At 31.0% G+C, this 22,513-nt stretch carries 18 protein-coding genes; 5 read left to right on the top strand and 13 right to left on the bottom strand.

The features are described 5' to 3' along the window. Positions 1-110: 110 nt before the first annotated feature. The 3 genes from purL to BUC03_RS04305 form a co-directional block, all read right to left on the bottom strand. Positions 111-3,776 carry a phosphoribosylformylglycinamidine synthase gene (gene purL, locus BUC03_RS04315; protein ID WP_073148622.1) on the bottom strand — a complete coding sequence of 1,222 codons (3,666 nt, stop codon included), beginning with the start codon at positions 3,774-3,776 and terminating at the stop codon, positions 111-113. A 116-nt stretch (positions 3,777-3,892) separates the two neighbouring features. Then, a complete protein-coding gene (locus BUC03_RS04310) occupies positions 3,893-5,782 on the bottom strand; it encodes an endonuclease (RefSeq protein ID WP_073148620.1) in 1,890 nt (629 codons plus the stop codon). Between the two features lie 6 nt (positions 5,783-5,788). After that, a complete protein-coding gene (locus BUC03_RS04305; protein ID WP_073148618.1) occupies positions 5,789-7,003 on the bottom strand; it encodes an RsmB/NOP family class I SAM-dependent RNA methyltransferase in 1,215 nt (404 codons plus the stop codon). A 75-nt stretch (positions 7,004-7,078) separates the two neighbouring features. Between BUC03_RS04305 and BUC03_RS04300 the strand changes: the two genes are divergently transcribed. Beyond that, entirely contained in the window at positions 7,079-8,146 is a 1,068-nt protein-coding gene (locus tag BUC03_RS04300; protein ID WP_073148616.1) for a sialidase family protein, read from the top strand. Position 8,147: 1 nt separating this feature from the next. On the opposite strand, the gene BUC03_RS04295 is transcribed toward BUC03_RS04300, so the two are convergent. The 7 genes from BUC03_RS04295 to BUC03_RS04265 are packed head-to-tail and all read right to left on the bottom strand — an operon-like array spanning position 8,148 to position 14,782. Beyond that, on the bottom strand, positions 8,148-8,570 hold the full coding sequence (locus tag BUC03_RS04295; protein WP_073148614.1) for a hypothetical protein: 423 nt from the start codon (positions 8,568-8,570) through the stop codon (positions 8,148-8,150). A 2-nt stretch (positions 8,571-8,572) separates the two neighbouring features. Then, a complete protein-coding gene (locus BUC03_RS04290) occupies positions 8,573-9,079 on the bottom strand; it encodes a hypothetical protein (RefSeq protein WP_073148612.1) in 507 nt (168 codons plus the stop codon). Positions 9,080-9,111: 32 nt separating this feature from the next. Further along, the gene (locus BUC03_RS04285; RefSeq protein ID WP_073148610.1) at positions 9,112-9,663 is read right to left on the bottom strand and encodes an RNA polymerase sigma factor; all 552 of its coding nucleotides are present in this window, start codon (positions 9,661-9,663) and stop codon (positions 9,112-9,114) included. Positions 9,664-9,679: 16 nt separating this feature from the next. Beyond that, positions 9,680-11,506: an ABC transporter ATP-binding protein gene (locus BUC03_RS04280; RefSeq protein WP_073148608.1), complete on the bottom strand. Its 1,827-nt coding sequence runs from the start codon at positions 11,504-11,506 to the stop codon at positions 9,680-9,682. Between the two features lie 13 nt (positions 11,507-11,519). Beyond that, the gene (locus BUC03_RS04275) at positions 11,520-13,235 is read right to left on the bottom strand and encodes a phospho-sugar mutase (protein WP_073148606.1); all 1,716 of its coding nucleotides are present in this window, start codon (positions 13,233-13,235) and stop codon (positions 11,520-11,522) included. Between the two features lie 52 nt (positions 13,236-13,287). Further along, positions 13,288-14,244: a glycosyltransferase family 2 protein gene (locus tag BUC03_RS04270; protein WP_073148604.1), complete on the bottom strand. Its 957-nt coding sequence runs from the start codon at positions 14,242-14,244 to the stop codon at positions 13,288-13,290. 10 nt (positions 14,245-14,254) lie between these two features. Further along, the gene (locus tag BUC03_RS04265) at positions 14,255-14,782 is read right to left on the bottom strand and encodes a DUF4199 domain-containing protein (RefSeq protein ID WP_073148602.1); all 528 of its coding nucleotides are present in this window, start codon (positions 14,780-14,782) and stop codon (positions 14,255-14,257) included. 169 nt (positions 14,783-14,951) lie between these two features. Between BUC03_RS04265 and BUC03_RS04260 the strand changes: the two genes are divergently transcribed. Then, positions 14,952-15,206: a type B 50S ribosomal protein L31 gene (locus BUC03_RS04260; RefSeq protein WP_073148600.1), complete on the top strand. Its 255-nt coding sequence runs from the start codon at positions 14,952-14,954 to the stop codon at positions 15,204-15,206. 233 nt (positions 15,207-15,439) lie between these two features. Here the strand turns inward: BUC03_RS04260 and BUC03_RS04255 are convergent, their stop codons facing one another. Then, a complete protein-coding gene (locus BUC03_RS04255) occupies positions 15,440-17,614 on the bottom strand; it encodes a T9SS type A sorting domain-containing protein (protein ID WP_073148598.1) in 2,175 nt (724 codons plus the stop codon). Between the two features lie 126 nt (positions 17,615-17,740). Between BUC03_RS04255 and BUC03_RS04250 the strand changes: the two genes are divergently transcribed. The 3 genes from BUC03_RS04250 to BUC03_RS04240 are packed head-to-tail and all read left to right on the top strand — an operon-like array spanning position 17,741 to position 19,694. After that, positions 17,741-18,184: a c-type cytochrome gene (locus tag BUC03_RS04250; RefSeq protein WP_073148596.1), complete on the top strand. Its 444-nt coding sequence runs from the start codon at positions 17,741-17,743 to the stop codon at positions 18,182-18,184. Positions 18,185-18,191: 7 nt separating this feature from the next. Further along, positions 18,192-18,827 (top strand): Crp/Fnr family transcriptional regulator, encoded by a 636-nt coding sequence (locus BUC03_RS04245; RefSeq protein WP_073148594.1) that lies wholly within the window; start codon positions 18,192-18,194, stop codon positions 18,825-18,827. Between the two features lie 57 nt (positions 18,828-18,884). Continuing rightward, on the top strand, positions 18,885-19,694 hold the full coding sequence (locus BUC03_RS04240) for a sulfite exporter TauE/SafE family protein (protein WP_073148592.1): 810 nt from the start codon (positions 18,885-18,887) through the stop codon (positions 19,692-19,694). Positions 19,695-19,730: 36 nt separating this feature from the next. Here the strand turns inward: BUC03_RS04240 and BUC03_RS04235 are convergent, their stop codons facing one another. Together BUC03_RS04235 and BUC03_RS04230 are read right to left on the bottom strand one after the other, a co-directional pair. Further along, the gene (locus BUC03_RS04235) at positions 19,731-20,975 is read right to left on the bottom strand and encodes a BamG family beta-barrel-assembly machinery protein (protein ID WP_073148590.1); all 1,245 of its coding nucleotides are present in this window, start codon (positions 20,973-20,975) and stop codon (positions 19,731-19,733) included. Beyond that, the gene (locus BUC03_RS04230) at positions 20,965-22,275 is read right to left on the bottom strand and encodes a DUF4270 family protein (protein WP_073148588.1); all 1,311 of its coding nucleotides are present in this window, start codon (positions 22,273-22,275) and stop codon (positions 20,965-20,967) included. The genes BUC03_RS04235 and BUC03_RS04230 overlap by 11 nt, the downstream gene beginning before the upstream one ends. Positions 22,276-22,513: the final 238 nt, after the last annotated feature.

Genomic DNA, 22,513 nt, shown 5'->3' with positions numbered 1-22,513 from the left:
AAGAGGATGTCTGTTTATATACTGCAAAATATAAAATAAACTGCTTATTTTATATTAAATATATAAAAAAACATCCTTTTAATTATTTAATTGACCAAATTGGTTAGAAACTATTCTGCTTTTTCTAACCAATTTTTAGCATTTACAAAAGCACTTAACCAAGGTGTTACTTGATCATCTTTTCTATTTTGTGGGTAGTAAGACCAGTTCCAAGTAAAGGTAGAACGCTCTAAATGAGGCATCATTACTAAGTGTCGGCCAGTTTTATCTGTTAACATAGCAGTGTTAAAATCTGATCCGTTAGGGTTAGCAGGGTAACCTTCATAACCATATTTACCTACAATGTTATATTTTTCTTCAGCATACGGAAAGCTAAATTTACCTTCACCGTGAGCAGCCCAAATACCTAATTTACTTCCTGCTAAGCTAGAAAGCATGACAGAATTGTTCTCTTTTATTTCTACTGAAGTGAAATTACATTCAAATTTATGAGAGTCGTTATGTAACATTTTTGGTTTTTCATCATGATCTGGGTTAATTAAACCAAGCTCAATAAATAACTGACAACCGTTACAAACCCCTAAAGAGAGTGTATCTTCTCTGTCAAAGAATTTCTTTAAAGCATTTTTAGCTTTTTCATTGTATAAAAATGCACCAGCCCAACCTTTTGCGCTTCCTAATACATCTGAATTAGAGAAACCACCAACGGCAGCAATAAACTGAATATCTTCTAAAGTTTCACGACCAGTGATTAAATCGGTCATGTGTACATCTTTTACATCAAAACCAGCTAAATGCATAGCTCGTGCCATTTCACGCTCAGAGTTAGAACCCTTTTCACGAATAATAGCTGCTTTAATTTTAGCTTTGCCAGTATCTATTTTAGGTAGTTTTCCTGTAAAACCTTCTGGGAATTTATAAGTAAGAGGTTGTTTTTTATAATTATTAAAACGCTCTGTCGCTTTTTCTTTTCCGCTTTGTTTCTGGTCTAATAAATAAGAAGTTTTAAACCAATTATCGCGGTATTGCTCAATGTCAAAAATAAAGTTATCGCTGTGGTTTACTATTTTTAATTCTGCAGCTTCAGTTACTTCCCCTATTTTAAAATACTCAACACCTTGTTCTTTTAAAATGTTTTCTACTGAATTGTCTTTAGCTTGAAAAACAATTCCGCTGTTTTCATTAAATAAAACTTTAACGGTATCTTTTTCATTTAATTTAGATAGATCTAATTCTGCTCCTAAATTAGTATCTGCAAAACACATTTCTAAAAGTGTAGTAATTAATCCGCCAGAAGCTACATCGTGCCCAGCTAAAATTAAGTCACTTTTAATTAATTGCTGAATGGTATTGAAAGCGGTAGCAAAGCTTTCGTCATTTTTAATAGTTGGAGCTTCTGTACCAATTTTATTTAAGATTTGTGCAAACGAAGAACCACCTAGTTTAAAATTATCTTGAGAAAAATTAATGTAATAAATAGAACCAGCATTATGTTGCAATACAGGCTCTACTACTTTGGTAATTTCATTACAGTTTCCTGCAGCAGAAACAATAACAGTACCTGGAGCAATTACCTCTTTGTTTGGATATTTTTGCTTCATAGAAAGAGAATCTTTCCCTGTAGGAACGTTTACTCCCAAAGCAATTGCAAATTTAGATAAACCTTCTACAGCATCATATAAACGTGCATCTTCACCTTCATTATTACAAGGCCACATCCAGTTTGCAGAAAGAGAAACCGATTTTAAACCGTCTTTTAATGGTGCCCATACTAAATTAGTTAAAGCTTCTGCAACAGAGTTTTTAGAACCAGCAACAGGGTCTATTAATGCAGAAATAGGAGAGTGCCCAATGGTAGTAGCTACCCCTTCTTTCCCTTTATAATCTAGTGCCATAACACCAACATTGTTTAAAGGTAATTGTAAAGCACCTGCGGTTTGTTGTTTAGCCACTCGGCCAGAAACACAACGGTCTACTTTGTTAGTTAACCAGTCTTTAGAGGCTACTGCTTCTAATTGTAAAACTTGTTGTACGTAATCGTATATTTTAGAAGTGTCGTAAGCTAAATCTGCATAGTTACGTTTCACTTTTTTATCGTTCATAATGGTTTTAGGCGAGCTTCCAAACATATCTGAAAGTGCTAAATCCATTGGTTTTTCTCCTGTAGTTTCACTTATAAAAGTAAACTGATGATCACCGGTTACTTTACCAACTTCATACATTGGAGAACGTTCGCGTTCTGCAACACGTTTAAGCGTAGCAATTTGCTCTTGGCTAATTACTAAGCCCATACGCTCTTGAGACTCGTTACCAATAATTTCTTTTGCAGAAAGAGTAGGGTCTCCCACAGGTAATTTATCTAAATCTATTTTACCACCAGTATCTTCTACTAATTCACTTAAACAGTTTAAGTGACCACCAGCACCGTGATCGTGAATAGATACTATAGGGTTTTTGTCTGCTTCTACCATACCACGAATGGCATTGGCAGCACGTTTTTGCATTTCTGGGTTAGAACGTTGTATAGCATTTAACTCGATACCGCTACTAAATTCTCCTGTATCTGCAGAAGAAACTGCAGCACCACCCATACCAATTCTATAATTTTCACCTCCTAGAATAACAATAGAATCGTCTGTTTTTGGTGTTGCTTTTATAGCTTGGTCTTTTTTACCGTAACCAATACCACCAGCTAACATAATTACTTTATCGTAACCTAGCTCTCGGTTATCTTCATTATGCTCAAAAGTTAAAACAGAACCAGAAATAAGAGGTTGTCCAAATTTATTTCCAAAATCTGAAGCACCGTTAGAGGCTTTGATCAAAATATCCATTGGGGTTTGGTATAACCATTTGCGCTCTTGCATCGCTTTTTCCCAAGGTCTTTCTTCTAATCTACTATAAGAAGTCATGTAAACTGCAGTTCCGGCTAATGGTAAAGAACCTTGCCCTCCTGCTAAACGGTCTCTAATTTCTCCACCACTACCAGTTGCAGCTCCGTTAAAAGGCTCTACAGTAGTAGGGAAATTGTGTGTTTCTGCTTTTAAAGAAATAACCGAATCAAACTCTGTATTTTGATAAAAATCTGGTTTATCTGCAGATTTAGGGGCAAATTGCTCGACTTTAGGTCCTTTAATAAAGGCTACATTATCTTTATATGCTGAAACAATTTCGTTAGGGTTTTCTTCTGAAGTTTTCTTTATAAGCTTAAATAGTGAAGTTGGTTTTTCTTCACCATCAATTACAAAAGAACCGTTAAATATTTTATGACGACAATGCTCTGAGTTTACTTGAGAGAAACCAAATACTTCAGAATCTGTTAGTTTTCTACCTAATTTTTCTGAAAGTTGTTCTAGGTATTTTACTTCTTCATTATTTAAAGCAAGACCTTCTTGTTGGTTATATGCTTCAATATTTTCAATTTCAATAACATTTTCTGGTTGTAAATGAATATCAAAAATAGTTGGAGTTAACTCGTTATATTTTTGAGACAACATTGGGTCAAACTCATTATAACCTTCTTCTACTCCGTAAAATTCTTCAATTCTAATAATACCTTCAATTCCCATATTTTGGGTAATTTCTACGGCATTAGTACTCCAAGGAGTAATCATAGCTGCACGTGGCCCTATAAAGTTTCCTTCTAATATTGTTTGATCTATTTGGTGAGTATTGCCAAAAAGCCAGTTAAGTTTTTCAACGTTTTCTGTAGTTAAGTTTTTTTGAACTTGAACCGCATAAACGGTAGATTGAGGGTTCCCGAAGAAAAGAATCATAATAGGTTATTTGCGTTGAGTTTTAAAAATGCAAATTTAACTTTTTATGATGAATTTAAGATATAAAAAAAGCGACAAAATTTTGTCGCTTTTTAACTAAGTATCGTTAATAACTTTTAATTTACAATTAACTTCTTGGTTGCAGTTAACCCTTTTACTGTAACTTGTAATAAATAAAGACCGCTAGATAGGTTTTTAACAGATATTTCTTTATTTATGGTTTGGTTGTTTTTAATTATTAATCTTCCGTTTAAGTCATAAATAGCGTAAGAATATTCTTCATTAGTAGAAAAATCAATATTTAAAATTCCATTAGCAGGGTTAGGGTAAATGCTAAATTGTAATTTGTTTTTTGGGTTTGTAGCTAAGTTTTGATCTCCTGCTATTGTAAAACTATCTACTGTATATCTTGTAGCGCTGTCTCCATTAGAAGTATCATACTTAAAGGCAAAATAGACTTGTCCCGTGATAGAACTTATATCTATAGTAGAAAAATAAGTTTCTTCTATAGTACTACCACCATCTGTGTGTAATGGGATAGAGATATTTGGTACAACTTGCCAAGTAAAATTTGAAGGATTATTACTACCATTATAATCTGAAGAATATAATAATTGTAACGTTGAATTACCAAATGTGGCGGCAGTAAAAAAGCTTAAAGTCTCGTTAGTATATGCATCAAAATCTATTTTGTTGTTAGTAATTAGCCAATCTGTGCTAGGTACTTGACTTCCGTTAGAATAAGCATTCATTTGATAAGCGCCCGTATTATTTTCACCAAACTCTGTGGTGCATTCCCAGTCTAAATCACTTAATTCACTAATAGCAGTAAATTGTACGGTTTCACAATCATTAAAATCTTCACTAAATGCTACTCCAGGATTATCTAAAGTAGTTACAGTTATTAAATTACTAGCCACAGAAACATTACCGTAAGCATCTAAAGCATACACTTCAAAATTATAAGAAGTAAGCGCGGTTAGATTGGTAACAGTGTAAGTTGTATTAGTAGCAGTGGTAGAACCTATATTTGTTCCGTTTTGTTCAATTGTATATGAATATACTCCCACATTATCTGTAGCTGCTGTCCAAGATAAAATTACAGAATTGTTGGTTAAATTACTGTAAGTTAAATTAGTTGGTGCAGTAGGAGCTTGTGTATCTGTTGTTCCCCAAATTTGAGCAACGTATTGCGGATTATCAATAAACGGGTTTCTGTTCCCTTGAAAAGTATACGCTGCATTATTACGGTCTATTTCTTTTTGAGAAACAGGGTCTGCATTATGCCAACTTATTAACATATCTAACATCCAATCTTCAAAAACTTGATTTGATGTTCCGTTAAGAACAATATTACTATTACTAGAGTTGGTTTCCCAACCGGCAATTTGGCTTTCATAACGAGTAGCCATGTAAAGCCATGTTCTAGCAACATCACCTTTAAATTCATCTATAGGTTCAAAAACAGTACCTGTATAAGCTCCTGAATAGGTATAAGAATTGTTTCCTTTTTTACTTCCGTTTAGAGATGTCCAAGATGCATTATTTACTTCACCAAAAGGAAAACTTCCACGTTGCCCATTTACATACCCGTCGGTTGGGTATATATGATGCATATCTGTCACCATAGGTGATTGATCGTTAAAATAGCTTTTAGGAAACAAATGTTCTCTGTTGTAACAAGAATTTTCTCCAGAATAGCTACCGCATTGATCACTACCAATAGTAAAATTATAAGGGTCTGATCCACTAGGATCTTCAGAATAAATATCTAAAACGCTACCATCATTTTCATAATAATTATCACGATCTGAACTATAATAAACCGTCCATAAATCACCATAACTTTGTGCGTTGTGACCATTGGTGATAATAGAGCTTAATTCGGTTTTTAAAGCGTAACCGGTTAAGCCTTGGGCAGTGCTATAATATCCCGACGGAACTTGGGCTTGCGTACAAGCCATATTAATTAATATGATAATTGATAAAAGTAGAATTTTTTTCATAGAAACTTATTTTCTTTTTTCTAATAAAGCCATATAAAATCCATCGTAACCGCTTTCATGAGATAAAATAATTTTCTCATTAGTAAGCATAAAGTCTTTTCCGCTTTCTCTTTCTAAAAATGCTTTTACTTGTTTTTGATTTTCAGAAGGAAGAATAGAACATGTAGCGTATACAAGTTTACCATCTTCTTTAATAATTTTAGAATAACGATCTAATATCTCTGCTTGAGTTTTTCTAATTTCATCAATAAATTCAGGTTGAAGTTTCCATTTAGCATCTGGGTTTCTTCTTAAAACTCCTAATCCGCTACAAGGTGCATCAATAAGTACACGATCTGCAGTACCATAAAGTTTTTTTACAACTTTGGTAGTATCTATTGTTCTGGTTTCAATATTATGAGCTCCAGCACGTTTTGCACGTCTTTTTAATTCTTTTAGTTTATTCTCGTAAATATCTAATGAGATAATTAAGCCTTTATTCTCCATTAAAGCAGCTAAGTGTAAAGATTTACCTCCTGCACCAGCACAAGTATCTACAACGCGCATACCAGGTTTAACATCTAAAAATTCTGCTACTAATTGAGAAGAAGCATCTTGTACTTCAAAAGAACCATATTTAAATGCTTCTGTAGAGAAAACATTAGCTCTTTCTTCTAGTATTAAAGCATTTTTATAACCTTTAACAGTATGTGTTTCAATATTTTCTTTAAAAAGTTTGTCTTTTAAAGCTGTTTTGCTGTTTTTTAAAGTATTAGCTCTTAAAACTACAGGAGCCTGTTTATTTAGAGCAGCAATTTCTTTGGTCCATTTTTCTTCTCCTAGCTCTTCTATAGCTAATTTATCTAACCAATCTGGAATAGATTCTCTGTATTTTCTTGTTTTGTTTAACTCGTCAAACCTACCTTTAATTCTTCTAGTAGGGGTTTCTTCTAATTGTTTCCAATCTGGTAATTCTATACCTCGTAAGGTAGCCCAAACAGCAAATAATCTAAATAAATTTGGTCTAGAAAAAGGTTCTTTTACATCAGCAATCTCTGCATATAGTCTTTTCCATCTAACAATATCGTAAGTAGTTTCAGCAATAAAGCTACGGTCTCTAGACCCCCAACGTTTATCTCTTTTTAAGGCTTTAGCAATTTCTTTATCGGCATATTTATTTTCGTCAAATATAGCTTTTAAAGCATCTATTACTGCAAAAACCAAGTTTCTGTGCAATCGCATTTTTTTGTCAATTTTAGTCTGCAAAGTTACGTAATTAAATATGTGAATAATGTTATATTTGGAAAAAATCTATTTATGAGGGGTTTTACCGGACTTATTCTTTTTTTATTTTTAACAGCTTGTGTAAATGTTGCACAGCAAGAAATTACTTCTCATCAATTTACCTCAGTTAATGTAGAAGATATTTACACTAAGCCCATAAGTATTAGAGCACTGCACGTAAATGCTAATTATGTTTTTTATGCAGGTTCTGGTGGTAAATTTGGTTATTTAAATACGGCAGATAACTCTGTTGCTTTTATGGGTAAAATAAGAGAAGCGAGTAAAGACACTGAGTTTAGAGCAATTGGGAGTACAGAAGATTCTGATTTTATACTATCTGCAGGAAACCCTGCTATGCTTTACAAAGTAAACTATTTTGGTAAAAGAAAGTTGGTTTATAAAGAAGAGGGAGAAAATGTGTTTTATGATGCTATGGCATTTTGGAATGCAACTGACGGAATAGCTATTGGTGACCCTACCGATGGTTGTATGTCTGTAATTATTACTAGAGATGCTGGAGAAACATGGAATAAAATAGATTGTTCTGTATTGCCTGAAGCATTAGAAGGTGAAGCTGCATTTGCGGCAAGTAATAGTAATATTTCTATTGTGGGTAATCAAGTTTGGTTTATTTCTGGCGGAAAAAAATCTAGAATTTATACATCTAAAGATAAAGGTGAAAGTTGGGAAGTTTTTGACTTACCTATTACGCAAGGCGAAAGTACAACGGGAGCTTATAGTTTAGATTTTTACGATCAAAATTTAGGTGTAGCTATTGGCGGAGATTATACAAAGCCTAATTACAATGAAAACAATAAGGTAATTACACAAGATGGGGGAGAAACGTGGAAGGTAATAGCAAAAAATAAAGAACCTGGTTATAGAAGTTGTGTGAAATTTGTACCCAATACAGGTGGTAAAGAGTTAATTGCAGTAGGGTTTCAAGGTATTTCTTATAGTTATGACTACGGAGAAAATTGGCAACAATTGAGTGATGAGCCGTTTTATACCATAAATTTTATAAATGAATTTGTAGCTTATGCTGCAGGGAAAAACAGAATTTCAAAACTGATTTTTATGGAAAATACGATTGAAGAATAATTTATTTTTTAAATTTTTCTAATAGCATTTTATGAAAATCGTGTTCTGCTTTTTTAAGCATTAGTATTTTTTTAGAAGACATGAGCTTCTTTAAATCTGCTACGTACTCTTTTCTTAATTGAAGACGATCGTCTTTAATTTTCATATACATAGCTAAAACTTTTTCTGCTTTTTCTTCTGAAATTTCATCTACGGTTTCTAGTCCGTTTTGAACTTCACACCATTTACTGTCTAAAATTTCACTTTCTTTTTGTTCGTATAAATTATAAACAGGCCAAAATTTTTGAGCTTCTGTAGGAGTTAGTGAAAGAGCTTCTGTAATAAAAGCTGTTTTTAAAGACTTAATTTTTTCATCTTCTCCCTTCTGGGCAAACATAGAAGAGGTGAAAAGAAATATAGCGAGGTAAAAAATATATTTTTTCATAATTAGTTGTCGTTAAGTAAAGAAGCTATGTCCATATCAGAGCTTTGTGCAAGATATTCTAAGATGGCTTCGTCACCTACAGTGTTTAATTCTTTTTTAATACTAATAAAATAAGCATCACTATTATAATCTATTTCATTTTCAAAATCAAAATCATTTTGTTCTAAATAATTTTCTATAGCTAATTGGTTAAGCTCTGTAGTTTCTGAAAATTCTACTGTTTTTTCTTTATAAATTAATACAATAAATAATAATACAGCAGCTGCAGTGGTAATCACTGTGAAAAACTGATTTCTGTAAAGAGAGATAACTTTAGATTTTTTATTTTCTGAAGGGATATCTACTTTAAAATCATTAAAATAATTATCAGGTGTTTTAAACCCTGTAGTTTTAATTTTATCTAGCTTAGAGATTGTATCTGCATGAGAGAAATCTACCTTAAAGTCCTCAAAATATTGATTAGGGACTTTAAAGCCGTTTTGTTTTGGTATGTTGTGTTTCTCTTTCATTTACTTATAAGACTATTTTATATAGTAAAGGTTTAATCTCTTTTGAGATATTCTTCAATTTTTTTTGTAGCGTGGTGATAGTTAGATTTGCAGGCACCTTCTGTAACTTCTAAAATTTCGGCAATTTCTTTGTATTTAAGGTCTTGAAAGTATTTCATATTAAAAACCTGTCGCTGTTTTTCTGGAAGAGTGTTGAGTGCTTTTTGTAAAGCAATTTGAATTTTATCTCCTTCAAAATAAACATCACTTTCTAAATTATCTATTAATTGATCTTGTAATTCTTGATCTGATAATTGAAGCTTTTTTGCCTTTTTATTTAAAAAGGTAATACTCTCATTAGTAGCAATGCGGTACATCCAACTGTATAGTTTGCTGTCTCCTTTAAAATTTTTAATATACCTAAATACTTTTATAAAGGTATTTTGTAGAACATCGTTAGCATCTTCATGGTTTTTAACCATGTTTCTTATGTGCCAGTAAAGTCTTTCTTTATAAAGAGAAACAAGTTCAGAAAAAGCTTGATCAGCTTGCTTATTAGATTGCAGCTGTTGTATTATTTTATCTTCTTTTTCTTGTTCTGTCATCTTTTAAATTTCACAATTATTCAAAAGATTGCATTTCTACTAAGTTTTTGTAAGTACCGTTTAAAGCTAGTAGTTCTTGGTGTTTGCCTTGTTCTACAATTTCACCGCGTTGCATAACAATAATATTATCTGCATTTTGAATGGTAGAAAGTCTGTGTGCAATGACGATAGAGGTTCTGTTTTTCATCATATTTTCTAAGGCTTTTTGTACCAATTTTTCACTTTCTGTATCTAGAGCAGAGGTGGCCTCGTCTAAAATCATAATTGGTGGGTTTTTTAATACCGCTCTAGCAATAGAAAGACGTTGTTTTTGTCCGCCACTCAATTTATTACCGCTATCTCCAATATTAGTTTCTATGCCATTAGGTAAGTCTGAAACAAACTCCCAAGCGTTGGCAATTTTAAGAGCATCAATAATTTCTTGATCACTGGCATCTTCTTTGGCCATTAAAATATTATTTTTAATGGTGTCGTTAAAAAGAATAGCATCTTGGGTAACCATTCCCATTAAATTACGCAGACTATCTTTGGTAATATTTTTAATATTAATACCGTCAATCAAAATTTCGCCACTTTCGATATCGTAAAAACGAGTAACTAAATTGGCGATGGTTGATTTCCCGCTACCAGATTGACCTACTAATGCAATGGTTTTTCCTTTTGGGACTTCTATGGAGAAGTTTTTTAAGACATCATAATCTTCGTAACGAAAAGATATATTGTTAATTGAAATTCCATTTTCGAACGTATCTTTTATAATCGCATTTTCTTTATTGTGTATTGGGTTTTTAGTTTCTAAAACGCTAAGTACACGTTCTGCAGCGGCATTTCCTTTTTTAACTTCATAAGAAGCTTTACTTATCGCTTTTGCCGGTGTAAGAATATTGTATGCTAACCCCATGTATGTGATGAAAGATGCTCCATCTAAAGTTCCTTCGAGAACGACCATTCTACCGCCATATAAAAGTAAAATAGAAATAACCACGATACCTAAAAATTCACTTACTGGTGAAGCTAAATTTTTACGATGCATTAAATCATTTGAAAATTTAAAATGTCTCTCTGTAGATTCTTGAAAGACTTGCGTAAACCTTCCTTCAGCATTAAAAGCTTTTATGATTTTTAAACCTGAAAGCGTTTCTTCTAAATTCGAAAGAATATGACCGTTTTCTTGCTGAACTTTATCAGATTTCTTTTTTAACTTTTTACCGATTAAAGAAATGACATATCCTGAAACCGGAATAAAAATAAACACAAATAGAGTTAACTTTGGACTAATTAACAACATTCCAACAATGGTAAAAATGATGGTCAGAGGCTCTTTTACAATTAATTCTAAAACCGCTAAAAATGAATTTTGAACTTCTTGCACATCAGAAGTCATTCTGGCAATAATATCTCCTTTTCTTTTTTCTGAATAGAACGAAATAGGAAGTTCTACAATTTTCTTATATAATTTATCTCTTAAGTCTTTTAAAACACCATTTCTTAAAAAGGCAATAAAATATAGCCCCATATAATTGAAAAGATTTTTTAATAAGAATAAGCTAATAATTATACCTACCAATATTGTTAAGGTGTAGACACCTCCTTTTTCTGCTGAAGTGGTGGTAATGTAATAATTAGAATATTCGTTAAAAAAGTCTCCTAAATGTACTATACCTCTATAAGCTGGAACCTCTTTTATAGGTTTTGCTTCTCCAAACATTACTTTAAGCATAGGAATTAGCGCTACCATAGAAAGGGTGCTAAACAATGCGTAAAATATATTGGCAAATATGTTTAAAAAAGCATACTTCTTATAAGGAAGTACAAAAGGGTAAATCTTTTTAATGTATTTCATTTAAAATAGATAGTTAAAAATCGAAATGCGAAAGTACCGAATCAATTTTATTTTCTAATTGTTCTTTTGTTTTTTTATAATTTTCTGCTGTATCTAATTTACCATTTACGCTAACATAAAATTTAATCTTAGGTTCTGTACCACTTGGTCTTGCAGCAATTTTACTACCATCTTCTAAATAGAAAATTAATACGTTAGATTTAGGGAAATCTAATTCTTTTGTAATGTTTTCTTTAAAGTCTTGTGCTTTACCAGTTTGGTAATCTTCAAATAAAACTACTTTAGTATTATTAAATTCTTTTGGCGGATTTTCACGAAGATCTGTCATCATGGTTTTAATCTCTTCTGCACCAGTAATTCCTTTTTTAACTAAAGAAATTAATTTTTCTTGGTATAAACCGTGGGTTTTATAAAGCTCTAGTAATTCATTGTAAAAAGAACTACTATCTGCTTTTGCAGCAGCACCAATCATACAAGCAAGTAGGGTAGAGGTAACGGCATCTTTATCTCTTACAAAGTCACCTACCATATATCCAAAACTTTCTTCACCACCACCAATAAAGGTTTGTTGTGGGTAATCTTTAATCATTTTGGCAATCCACTTAAAACCAGTTAAACCTAGTTTGCATTCTACGCCGTAGTGTTTTGCTAATTGATTCATCATTGGGGTAGAAACTACTGTAGAAGCAATAAACTCATTCCCTTTGAAGCTGTTTTTTGCTTGGTATTCTTTCAGTAAAAAATCTGTCATTAAAACCATGGTTTGGTTTCCGTTTAATAAAACCATTTTACCATCGTTATCTCTTACGGCAATCCCTAAACGGTCACTATCTGGGTCTGTACCAATTACCATATCTGCTTGTTTTTCATCTGCTAACTCTAAGGCCATTTTTAAAGCGTCTGGCTCTTCTGGGTTAGGAGATTTTACGGTAGGGAAATCACCATTTGGTTCTGCTTGTTCTTTAACAATGAAAACATTGCTAAATCCAGCTTTTTCTAATACTTGCGGAATTAATGTAATAGAAGTACCGTGAAGACTTGTAAATACAATTTTATAATCTTCTTTTGCTTTTTTAGAAACTCCAAAATCTACATTGGCTAGAGAAGCTTCTACAAATGCCTGATCTACTTCTTGGTCTATATATTCTATTAGCTCTTCGTTAGCTTCAAATTTAATTTCTTGGTATTCTAAATTATTAATTTCTGTAATAATTTCATGATCTTGTGGTGGTACTAATTGTCCGCCATCTTCCCAATAAACTTTATAACCGTTATATTCTGGCGGATTATGGCTTGCTGTTAGTACAATACCACATTGGCAGTCTAAATATTTTACTGCAAAACTAAGCTCTGGAGTAGGGCGTAGGTCTGAGAAGATAAACACCTTAATTCCGTTAGCAGAAAAAACATTGGCTACAATTTGCGCAAGTTCTTTACTATTATGTCTACAATCGTAAGCAATTGCAACTTTAATTTCTTTTTTAGGGAATTGTTCTTTTAAATAATTAGACAATCCCTGTGTATTTTTACCTAAAGTATATTTGTTAATTCTATTGGTACCTACTCCCATAATACCGCGCATACCGCCAGTACCAAAGGCTAAATCTTGGTAAAAACTATCTTCTAGTTCTGCTTTATTATTTTCTAGTAGGTCTTGTGTTTTTTTTCTTGTATTTTCATCAAAAACATCAGATAACCAATATTTTGCTTTAGATAATATCTCTTCCATAATATTTTTTTAGTTTGGTAGTAAACAAAAATATATAAAAATTGCTGAAGCTCTAGTGATTTAGCGTTTTGCTAACTTTATAACGTTCATGTTTACGTTGTGTGCGTAAAATTAATTCTGCAATAAATCCAGACAAGAATAGTAGTGTACCTATAACCATAACTGTTAGTGCAATAAAAAACCAAGGGTTTTGGGTAACAAGAATATCTGGTACGTGGTTATATAGGTGGTATAATTTAGAAATACCAATGTATAAGGCAGATAGAAAGCCAATAAAAAACATGAGAATACCTAGCCCGCCAAATAAGTGCATTGGGTTTTTACCAAATTTAGACAAAAACCAAATGGTAATTAAATCTAATAGTCCGTGTAAAAATCTTTCTGAACCAAATTTTGTTTCTCCGTATTTTCTGGCTTGGTGTTTTACTTCTTTTTCACGAATGTTAGTGTAGCCTGCGTTTTTTGCTAATAATGGTATGTAGCGGTGCATTTCACCGTAAACGTCTATATTTTTAACAACTTCTAATTTATATGCTTTTAAACCGCAGTTAAAATCGTGTAAGGCTAAGCCAGAAACTTTTCTTGCGGCAAGATTAAAGAGTTTTGAAGGTAGGTTTTTAGTGACTACATTGTCGTATCTCTTCTTTTTCCAGCCAGAAACAATATCGTAGTTTTCATTGTGAACAAGGTGGTAAAGTTCTGGAATCTCTTCTGGATTGTCTTGCAAATCTGCATCCATAGTAATTACCACTTCTCCCTTAGCCATTAAAAAACCTGCGTGTAAAGCCTGAGATTTACCGTAGTTCTTTTTAAAATGAATTGCTTTTACATTTTGGCTTGTGGTAGCAAGGTCTTCTATAATTTGCCAAGAATGATCTGTACTACCATCATTAATAAAAATGATTTCATAGGAGAAAGAATTGGAAAGCATTACTTCTACAATCCAATTATATAACTCTGGTAAAGATTTTTCTTCGTTAAGAAGCGGGATAACTATTGATAATTGCATAAAATAAGTTTTATCCTTCTAACGCAGGATTCTTTTTCTTAATAATTAAACCAATTATCAAAGAAATAATAAAGCCAAAAAATATAGATCCAACCAAGCTAAATGTAGCTTGAGCAAATGGACTAACCATTTTTTTGCTTATCGCTAGAGCTTGTTCCATTTGAGCATCAGACATACTTGAGTTGCTGTCTAACATTTCTTGTTGCGCTTTTTCTAGTGTTATTTCTAAAAATTCAGGATATACAAATGAGTAATGTATATAGGTGTAAACAGCAGATATTAAACCACCAATTACAGCAATTGCTAAACCTACTTTTAAAGCATCTGTTAAAGAAATAAAACCGCTATTTTTTGATTTAAATTCTTTCAAACCAAAAAAATAAACAAGAATAGAAAGTGAGAAACTTAAAATGGCTAAAAAGTAATTTGTATCTGTAATATTTAATACATAAATTAAAACAAGCATTATAATACTTACCACACCTAAAACAATACCATAAGTAAAGGCTGTACTTTTAATAGTTGTAGAATTTTCCATATTTTTGAAAGATTAAAGTTTGGCTTGTTAGTGTACAAATATAGAAAAAGGTTACATAGGCTATTCAAAAACTTTTATTTATGTAAAAAATATTGCTGTATATGTTGTAGGATAATATATTTTATATAAATTTGCACTTCGAAAATTATAAGGTTTAAAGCTAAAGAAGATGAAACAAGGAATCCATCCAGAAAATTATAGACTAGTAGCTTTTAAAGACATGTCTAACGAAGAAGTCTTTATTACTAAGTCAACAGTTAATACAAAAGAAACTATTGATGTTGAAGGAACAGAATATCCATTAGTTAAATTGGAGATTTCTAGAACTTCTCATCCTTTTTATACTGGTAAGACAAAACTTATCGATTCAGCTGGTCGTATTGACAAGTTCAAGAACAAATACTCAAAATTCAAAAAGAACTAAATCTAGTTTTTTTAAATTTTATAAGATAATAAAAACCCTTAGATTAATTTCTAAGGGTTTTTCTGTTTTTTCAATGTAGAAATGTATTTGCTTTATATTTTGCCACAAATCAGTTATTTGTTTTTATATAGAATGAGATAGAGGCAAGGTTTTGGTTATTTTAAAAAAATATGTTATTATGATAAAAAAAATGCTGCATTAATTATGCAGCATTTTTTATAGAATTAAAACTGTTAATTCTTTACAATCTTAAAGATCTCTCTTTTACCATTTACTTCTACATTTACAAAATATGCACCACTCATTAGAGTTTCTATATTAATTTGTGCGTTGTTAGTAGATAGGTTGTTATTTTCTATCACTTTTCTTCCGGCAATATCATATATAGTAATGCTAGAAATATTTGTTTCTGCATCTACGTGAAATATTGCATTAGTAGGGTTAGGGTATATGTTGATAGATGTTTTATGAATGTTTGTGGTAGATAAAGTTCCGCAAGAAATGTTAACGGTCCAACCAGATCTTGTGGTATAACTATCTGAAGTAAATTTAATAGTGATAGCTCCATCTGTATTGGTTGCGGTATAACTAAGTGATTGAGAAGTTAAATTACCAGATAAATTATCTCCATTGGTAAAAACAGGGTCGTTAACAGACGTTCCGTCATAAATAGTCATAAAATCGTAATCAAGTTCTGTATTAAATTCAGAAAAACTTAAGGTAACTTTATTATTGCTATTAGTAGGGTAAAAAGTTTTTATAAGATTTTGGTTGTTACCATAATTATTAAACTGTAACCCTGAATCAAAAAATTGATCATTTCCGCAAAAATCACCGTCTGTTAAAAACAGAAAGTTTAATGCGCTCCCTATTTCTGTATTGTTACAAATATTAGTAATAGAAAGTTGGTAATAAGTATTTGGTGAAAGATTGTTTACAGAAAATGTATTAGTATTGGTGGTAATCCAGTTATTTGAATTATTACCGTATGGTTTTAAGTTATAATACCATTGGTTAGAGTAGTTGTCGTTTATAGTAATATCTGTAGATGTAGAAGTGGTGTTGTTAAAAACTACATTGTCTATAGATCTAAAACAAGAGTTGATGCAGTCTGTACCTAAACAAGTTTTGTTATTTATATTATCTCTCATTAATTGAGCGGGTTGGGAGTGAAAACCATTGGCTAAATTAGTACCTACAGAAACCAAGTGGCAATAACTCATTATGGTACCTCCGTTAGAAGGGATAATAGCATTACAACCTTCATTTGCGCCACCTGCAGGTCCGCAACCATCAATAGCGGTGTTATTCCCGTTCCAATAACAAGCATGAGTATGTGGAGAGCCAAAAGAGTGACCTATCTCATGCGTAGAAGCATTAATAGTCCAAGAATAAGCGGGAATTTGATTAAAATACTGACTAACTGCAGAGTATGCGTAATTATTTTCTTCACATAAAGAATCTAAAAAAGCAACACTAGTAGTAGAGGGTTGATTAATTAGATGTGCTAAATCTCCATTAAAAGTAGTTCTATTAGCATAGAAGTAGTATAAGTTGTTTTGATAACCATACGTATACGGATCAGGAGTTGTCCATATCATTGTAGTGCTTAATGCAATTTGTATATTATCGTTAGCATAAAGTGTAGAAATATTGTTATGGATAGAGGTTAGCCAATTAAGGGTTTGGGTAGAATCGTAATTATTTTCTACATAAGGTTGATAAGCAACTTCATAATAGATTCTCACACAATTGTTTGTTAATGCTGCTGAAGAGTTAGAGGTGTTATTTAATTTTTCAGTTATTTTTTTTGTATTCTCTTCTATTTGAGAGAAACCACAAGTAAACGGATTTTCTCCTTTTAAATCACTTTCTGTGTATGCTATGTAAGTTTCAGAATCTTTAATTTTTCCAATATTTACATTACCTAATCTTAAAGAAGAAGCTACACCGTAAGCACTATTTTTAAAAAAGCTAAAGGCAACTATAGATTTTTCAGAATTTTTTATAACTCCTCTATAATAAGCTCCTGGTTTGTAATTAATAGTTTCTTTGTTTTGGTCTGTTGCTTGAAAATCTTCAGATAATATATCTTTTTTATATAATTCAATTTCTATAACAGAATTTTGATAAGGAATAGATATGCTTACTAATAAAGGTTTCTCTTTATAAATTTGCTGAATAACATTGGTGTCTATTTCTAAAAAAGTAGCATTATTTACAGATTTAGATATGTTTTGTATTAGAGTTTCTTCATTTGGTGTGTTTTTTTTAAATAAAGAATAGTTTTTAAATTCATAACCATATTGTTTGTATTGATTAATATTATTTAAAATTTTAGAAGAGTTTTCTTGAGCAAAAGAACATATAGATAATACAAATAAGAGTAAAGTAATTATTTTTTTCATACAATAATTTTAATAAGTCTGTGAATATAAGAGTAATTAAAAAAAATAGAGTCTTCTATAGCAAGGTTTGTTTAAAATTTTAACCTTTACTTTTGTACCTTTATCTTAAAATTATTCTATTTGAATATGAAAAAGAGTTTATTATTTATTTTCTCATTATTGATTTTTGTTAGTTGTAAAAATGAAGAAGAGAAAAAAACTACAGATAAGTTTGAAGTAGAAAAAGTAGAAAAAACACCTTTGCAAAAAAGTATTTCTGCAGGTAAAAGCATTTATACAAAAAAATGTGCTCAATGTCACTTAGCTACTGGTAAAGGAATACCTAAAATGTACCCGCCGCTAAGAAGCTCTGATTGGTTAACTAAAAAAAGAACAGAAAGTATCCATGCGGTTAAATATGGCTTAAATGGAGAAATTACGGTAAACGGTAATAAGTTTGATAATGTAATGATCCCTGTAGGTTTAAAAGACCAAGAAGTGGTAGATGTACTCAATTACGTGATGAATAGTTGGGGGAATAAACAAGACAAAATGGTATCTCTAGAAGAGGTAAAACAAGTGAAAAAATAAATACTTTATGTTAAATAGTGAACTTCAGCAAAATTACGGAAGCTTTTTTCAGCCAGAATTATTAAAAGAAATTAATGAAATAGCTATACAAAAAGAGGTAAAAGCAGGAGAAGAGCTTATAAAGTATAACGATTACATACGATCTATGCCTTTAATTTTAAAAGGTTCTATAAAAATATTAAGAGAAGATGAGAATGGAGATGAATTGTTATTATATTTTTTAGAAAAAGGAGATACTTGTGCTATGACTTTAGCTTGTTGTTTAGGAGATAAAAAGAGTGAGATTAAAGCGATTGCAGAAATAGACTCTACTTTATTAATGATTCCAATTCAAAAAATGGAAGAATGGTCTTCAAAATATAAAAGTTGGAGAAATTTTGTGTTTGATAGTTATCATCATCGTTTAATGGAGGTGCTTCAGTCTATAGATAATATAGCTTTTTCTAAACTTGACAGTAGGCTTATTAAGTATTTAGAGCATAAAAAGGAAGTTTTTAATTCTAATTATATAGAAATTACTCATCAAGATATTGCTCGTGATTTAAACTCATCTAGAGTAGTAATTTCTAGATTACTTAAAAAATTAGAAAATCAAAAAAAAATAGAATTATATAGAAACGCAATAAAGTTAATTGCTGTGTAACTTACATTACTTAAATCAACTACTTTTTTAAATAGTTTTGTTTACAAAGAAATTTTTTTGATGTTAATTACTATTCTTGGTTATATAGCTGCGTTGATAATTGGAGTTGTTTTGGGACTTACTGGAGGAGGGGGGTCTATTTTAACAGTGCCTGTATTTGTTTATTTGTTAGGGATAGATCCTGTGCTAGCTACTGGTTATTCTTTATTTGTAGTAGGAAGCAGTTCTATGTTTGGCGCAATAAAAAATGTACAAAAAAAATTAGTTAATTTTAGTACTTCTTTAATTTTTGCTGTTCCTGCTGTAATAGCAGTATTTTCTACCCGAAAGTTTATTATACCAGCCATTCCAGAAACTATTTTTCAGAATGAAAAAATTACTATTTCTAAAGATATGGTAATTATGGTGTTTTTTGCAGCTTTAATGTTAGTCGCATCTTTTTCTATGATATTTAATAAAAAAAGAGAAATGTCTTCCATTAATCTAGAGCAAACAAAATCAATTAATCTCTTTAGTTTAATAATACTAGGGATAGTTACAGGAGTGGTTACTGGCTTAGTAGGAGCAGGAGGAGGATTTATAATTGTGCCCATATTAATATTTTTTGCTAAGCTACCAATTAAAAAGGCCGCAGCAACTTCTTTATTTATTATAGCATTAAACTCTTTAATAGGTTTTTTAGGAGATGCTTTGCAAATAGATATAGACTGGTATTTTCTATTATCATTTTCTGCTTTATCTATAGTAGGTATTTTTTTAGGAATCTACTTAAACAAGTTTATCGATGGAGCCAAACTAAAGAAAGGTTTTGGTTGGCTAGTATTGTTAATGGGAGTATATATATTCTATAAAGAAATTCTCCTATAATTATTCAAACAGAATAATTATAGGAGAAAATAATAATTAATTTAATTTACGCTTAACAAACCAAATTCCTTCAAAACTTAGGTTAACGCTTATTAAATGATAATTCTCTTTTATTAAGCTATTAGAAATTTTACCTTTTTGTCCATAAGAATAAGATATATTAATCATAGAATGCTTAGTACTTCTTAGAGGTAAACCAATACCTAAACTAAGTGCATAATTATCTACAGTTTCTTCATCATTTACAAGAATATTTCCATTATCATAGCTTACTCCAGCTCTGTATTCTATGTGTTCCCAGTATTTTAAAGAGTTTTCGTTTGGTATATATTCAACTCCTAATCCAAAAAAGTCTTGATCTGTATATTTTCCTATATAATCTTCTTGATCTGTTTCATCCCAAAAGCTATGTTTATAATCGGCATATGCGTATAGATTGTCATTTAGCTTTGTTTGAAGTCCAAAACCAACTTCTAAAGGAAGTTTAAAATCATCTAATTCTGTAGAAACTTCTATTTGGTCATCATACAACTGCGTAATACTAGTTTCTTGATCGCCAGATAGTCTTACAGGAAGATTGACAATTGCTCCAAAAGAAAAGTTTTCATTCAATTCATATTGAGTACCAAAACCAAATTTAAAACCACGGTAATAATTATCGTCCTCTACTACTAATAGGTTTTGGTTAATTACGTTTGTTTCTGTTTGTTGTATTTTACCAAATAACACAGAAGCGTAACTACCTATGCTTAAATTAGGTAATATATTATAACCATAACTTAGCTTTAAGTCTTTTAACCCACCTGTACCTTCAACAATAGTAGAGAAGCTGTTGTTAGAGCCTTCAATATCAGTCTCTATACCGTCTATATTATACCCCACACTAGAATAAGGGGTAAGGGTTAAACCGATACCAGATTTGTCATTTACAGGAAATGCAAAAGAAATATTAGAAAAATTTGCACTAGAGCTATTTTCTTTATTTCCAGCAGTTTCGTAGGTATCAAATTGAGCTTTCCCTCCAACATCAAAAAAGAAACTATGTAAAGGTATACCTGCATAAGATGCAGGGTTTAAGTTATTTATAGAGGTGCTAGATTTCATGGCAATACCTGCCTTACCTAAAGCGTTTGTTTTACCTGTACTTACTTGATTTAGAATGCCTAAACCACTTAAAGAATAAGGAGAGCTAGATAAAGAGTTATTTTGAGCTAATATTTCTTGGGAAGCAAGTACTCCCAATATAAGTACAAATAATAAACTTTTTTTCTTATTCATCATAAATGGCATATGTTAATTCTAATTTTAATTTTAAGTCGTCATCTTGTTCATCTTCACCATAAAATATATATCTATCTACAGAGGCATTAAAATCTTGTGAGTAGACTGCTAAATACCAATTTTCACCATTTACTTCAGATAGTTTTTGCTCAATAAAATATTTTACAGGTATTTTATAGGTAGTTGTATTAAACTCGGTGTTATCATCGTCTAAAAGCCCAAGAGATGTAGTTTGAGTATAATCTGTTAATTGACTTAGTACGTTAGAGTCTTGATCTATAATATAGATGCTTAGCGAATCTCTAGTAGATAAATTATCTGTATGAGAATTCTTTTTAAGAGTAATTTCAACGTTAGCGTCAATAAATGAACCTTCTCCTTCAATATCGTAAATTCGTTCAAGATATGGGAAAGCAATTCTAGTAGCTATTCCTGAACCAGACTGAATATAACTATATCCATTTGATTGTGGATCAGAGCTAGATAAATATGTTTCCTGATCATCTAAATTGCTAAAAATAGTACCTGCAATTTCATTATTTACAAGATGAAAAGTATTTACGCTATTAAAAGGCATATCGTAAGTTAATTCTTGATCTGCAGTTTCATCAGGAATGGTATAGTAAATTCTAATAAAGCTATCTTTAGAGAAACCCAAAATAGAAGTGTTTGAAGGGTCTGCTACGATATTTATTCCTTGATATTCTTGTAGAAATTCATCTGAATTATTGATATCATTATCTAATATTTTATTAAACATTTCTTCTCCATATGCATCACTTAGAGGTATTGTAAGAGAATCGTGAGATATTGGCCTAGCATAGACGGTAACATCTCCAATAGATGTAGGGTCAACTTTAAAATCTGTAACATTATAATAATAATCCTCATCTGGAGTAATATCTTCTTCTACAGTATAAACAGAGAATTTTTGAGGAGATAAAGTATCATTATAATAATAGTTGTCATACTTTAATATAATTTCTATTGAATCATATACAGCATCTGTGTCTAATATATAATTTGTACTATAAAATTGAGAATAAATTTGACTTTCTGTATAACCAAAAACATCATCTGTATAAGCACCTAAAATCAATCTAGTACTAGACTCTGAAATTAAAGAGTCATATTTAAACGTAGATGATTCTATGCTCATGGTGTCTATATAATAAACTTTAGTGTTGCTTTCTAACCAAGACTCTCCAACAGCATAAGCTGTATCATCTTGCGAGCAAGAGAAAGTGCTAATTAAAATTAAAAGCATCACACCGTAATTAAGATACTTCTGTGTAATCATATAAATATAAATTTGTGCGAATGTATTACTTAGTTATAACTAATGAAAAAAATAATAGATTAATGATGATTTTTTATAGCCAGATATTGTTAATGTATCGATATAAAAACACGCTATTTTTGGTCGGGTAAATATAGTTGTTAATATGTAAAAAATACAATTTGGTATATTTTTTTTGATAGTCAACTAATATTCAAATTATGTTTGTTTAAACTCCTAATTAAGAACGCTAAAAAAT

The sequence above is a fragment of the Mesonia phycicola genome (assembly GCF_900141885.1).
In the GTDB taxonomy this organism is placed as follows: domain Bacteria; phylum Bacteroidota; class Bacteroidia; order Flavobacteriales; family Flavobacteriaceae; genus Mesonia; species Mesonia phycicola.
The sequence above is the reverse complement of the archived record's forward strand: the minus strand, read 5'-3'. Positions and strand labels throughout refer to the sequence as shown.

Coding starts and splice junctions, on each gene's coding strand:
- BUC03_RS04245 (WP_073148594.1), top strand. CDS start 18,192: ATGTTAAATAGTGAACTTCAGCAAAATTACGGAAGCTTTTTTCAGCCA.
- BUC03_RS04270 (WP_073148604.1), bottom strand. CDS start 14,244: ATGCAATTATCAATAGTTATCCCGCTTCTTAACGAAGAAAAATCTTTA.
- BUC03_RS04265 (WP_073148602.1), bottom strand. CDS start 14,782: ATGGAAAATTCTACAACTATTAAAAGTACAGCCTTTACTTATGGTATT.
- BUC03_RS04235 (WP_073148590.1), bottom strand. CDS start 20,975: ATGATGAATAAGAAAAAAAGTTTATTATTTGTACTTATATTGGGAGTA.
- BUC03_RS04275 (WP_073148606.1), bottom strand. CDS start 13,235: ATGGAAGAGATATTATCTAAAGCAAAATATTGGTTATCTGATGTTTTT.
- BUC03_RS04290 (WP_073148612.1), bottom strand. CDS start 9,079: ATGAAAGAGAAACACAACATACCAAAACAAAACGGCTTTAAAGTCCCT.
- BUC03_RS04250 (WP_073148596.1), top strand. CDS start 17,741: ATGAAAAAGAGTTTATTATTTATTTTCTCATTATTGATTTTTGTTAGT.
- BUC03_RS04280 (WP_073148608.1), bottom strand. CDS start 11,506: ATGAAATACATTAAAAAGATTTACCCTTTTGTACTTCCTTATAAGAAG.
- BUC03_RS04285 (WP_073148610.1), bottom strand. CDS start 9,663: ATGACAGAACAAGAAAAAGAAGATAAAATAATACAACAGCTGCAATCT.
- BUC03_RS04230 (WP_073148588.1), bottom strand. CDS start 22,275: ATGATTACACAGAAGTATCTTAATTACGGTGTGATGCTTTTAATTTTA.
- BUC03_RS04295 (WP_073148614.1), bottom strand. CDS start 8,570: ATGAAAAAATATATTTTTTACCTCGCTATATTTCTTTTCACCTCTTCT.
- BUC03_RS04255 (WP_073148598.1), bottom strand. CDS start 17,614: ATGAAAAAAATAATTACTTTACTCTTATTTGTATTATCTATATGTTCT.
- BUC03_RS04260 (WP_073148600.1), top strand. CDS start 14,952: ATGAAACAAGGAATCCATCCAGAAAATTATAGACTAGTAGCTTTTAAA.
- BUC03_RS04305 (WP_073148618.1), bottom strand. CDS start 7,003: ATGCGATTGCACAGAAACTTGGTTTTTGCAGTAATAGATGCTTTAAAA.
- BUC03_RS04310 (WP_073148620.1), bottom strand. CDS start 5,782: ATGAAAAAAATTCTACTTTTATCAATTATCATATTAATTAATATGGCT.
- BUC03_RS04300 (WP_073148616.1), top strand. CDS start 7,079: ATGAGGGGTTTTACCGGACTTATTCTTTTTTTATTTTTAACAGCTTGT.
- purL (WP_073148622.1), bottom strand. CDS start 3,776: ATGATTCTTTTCTTCGGGAACCCTCAATCTACCGTTTATGCGGTTCAA.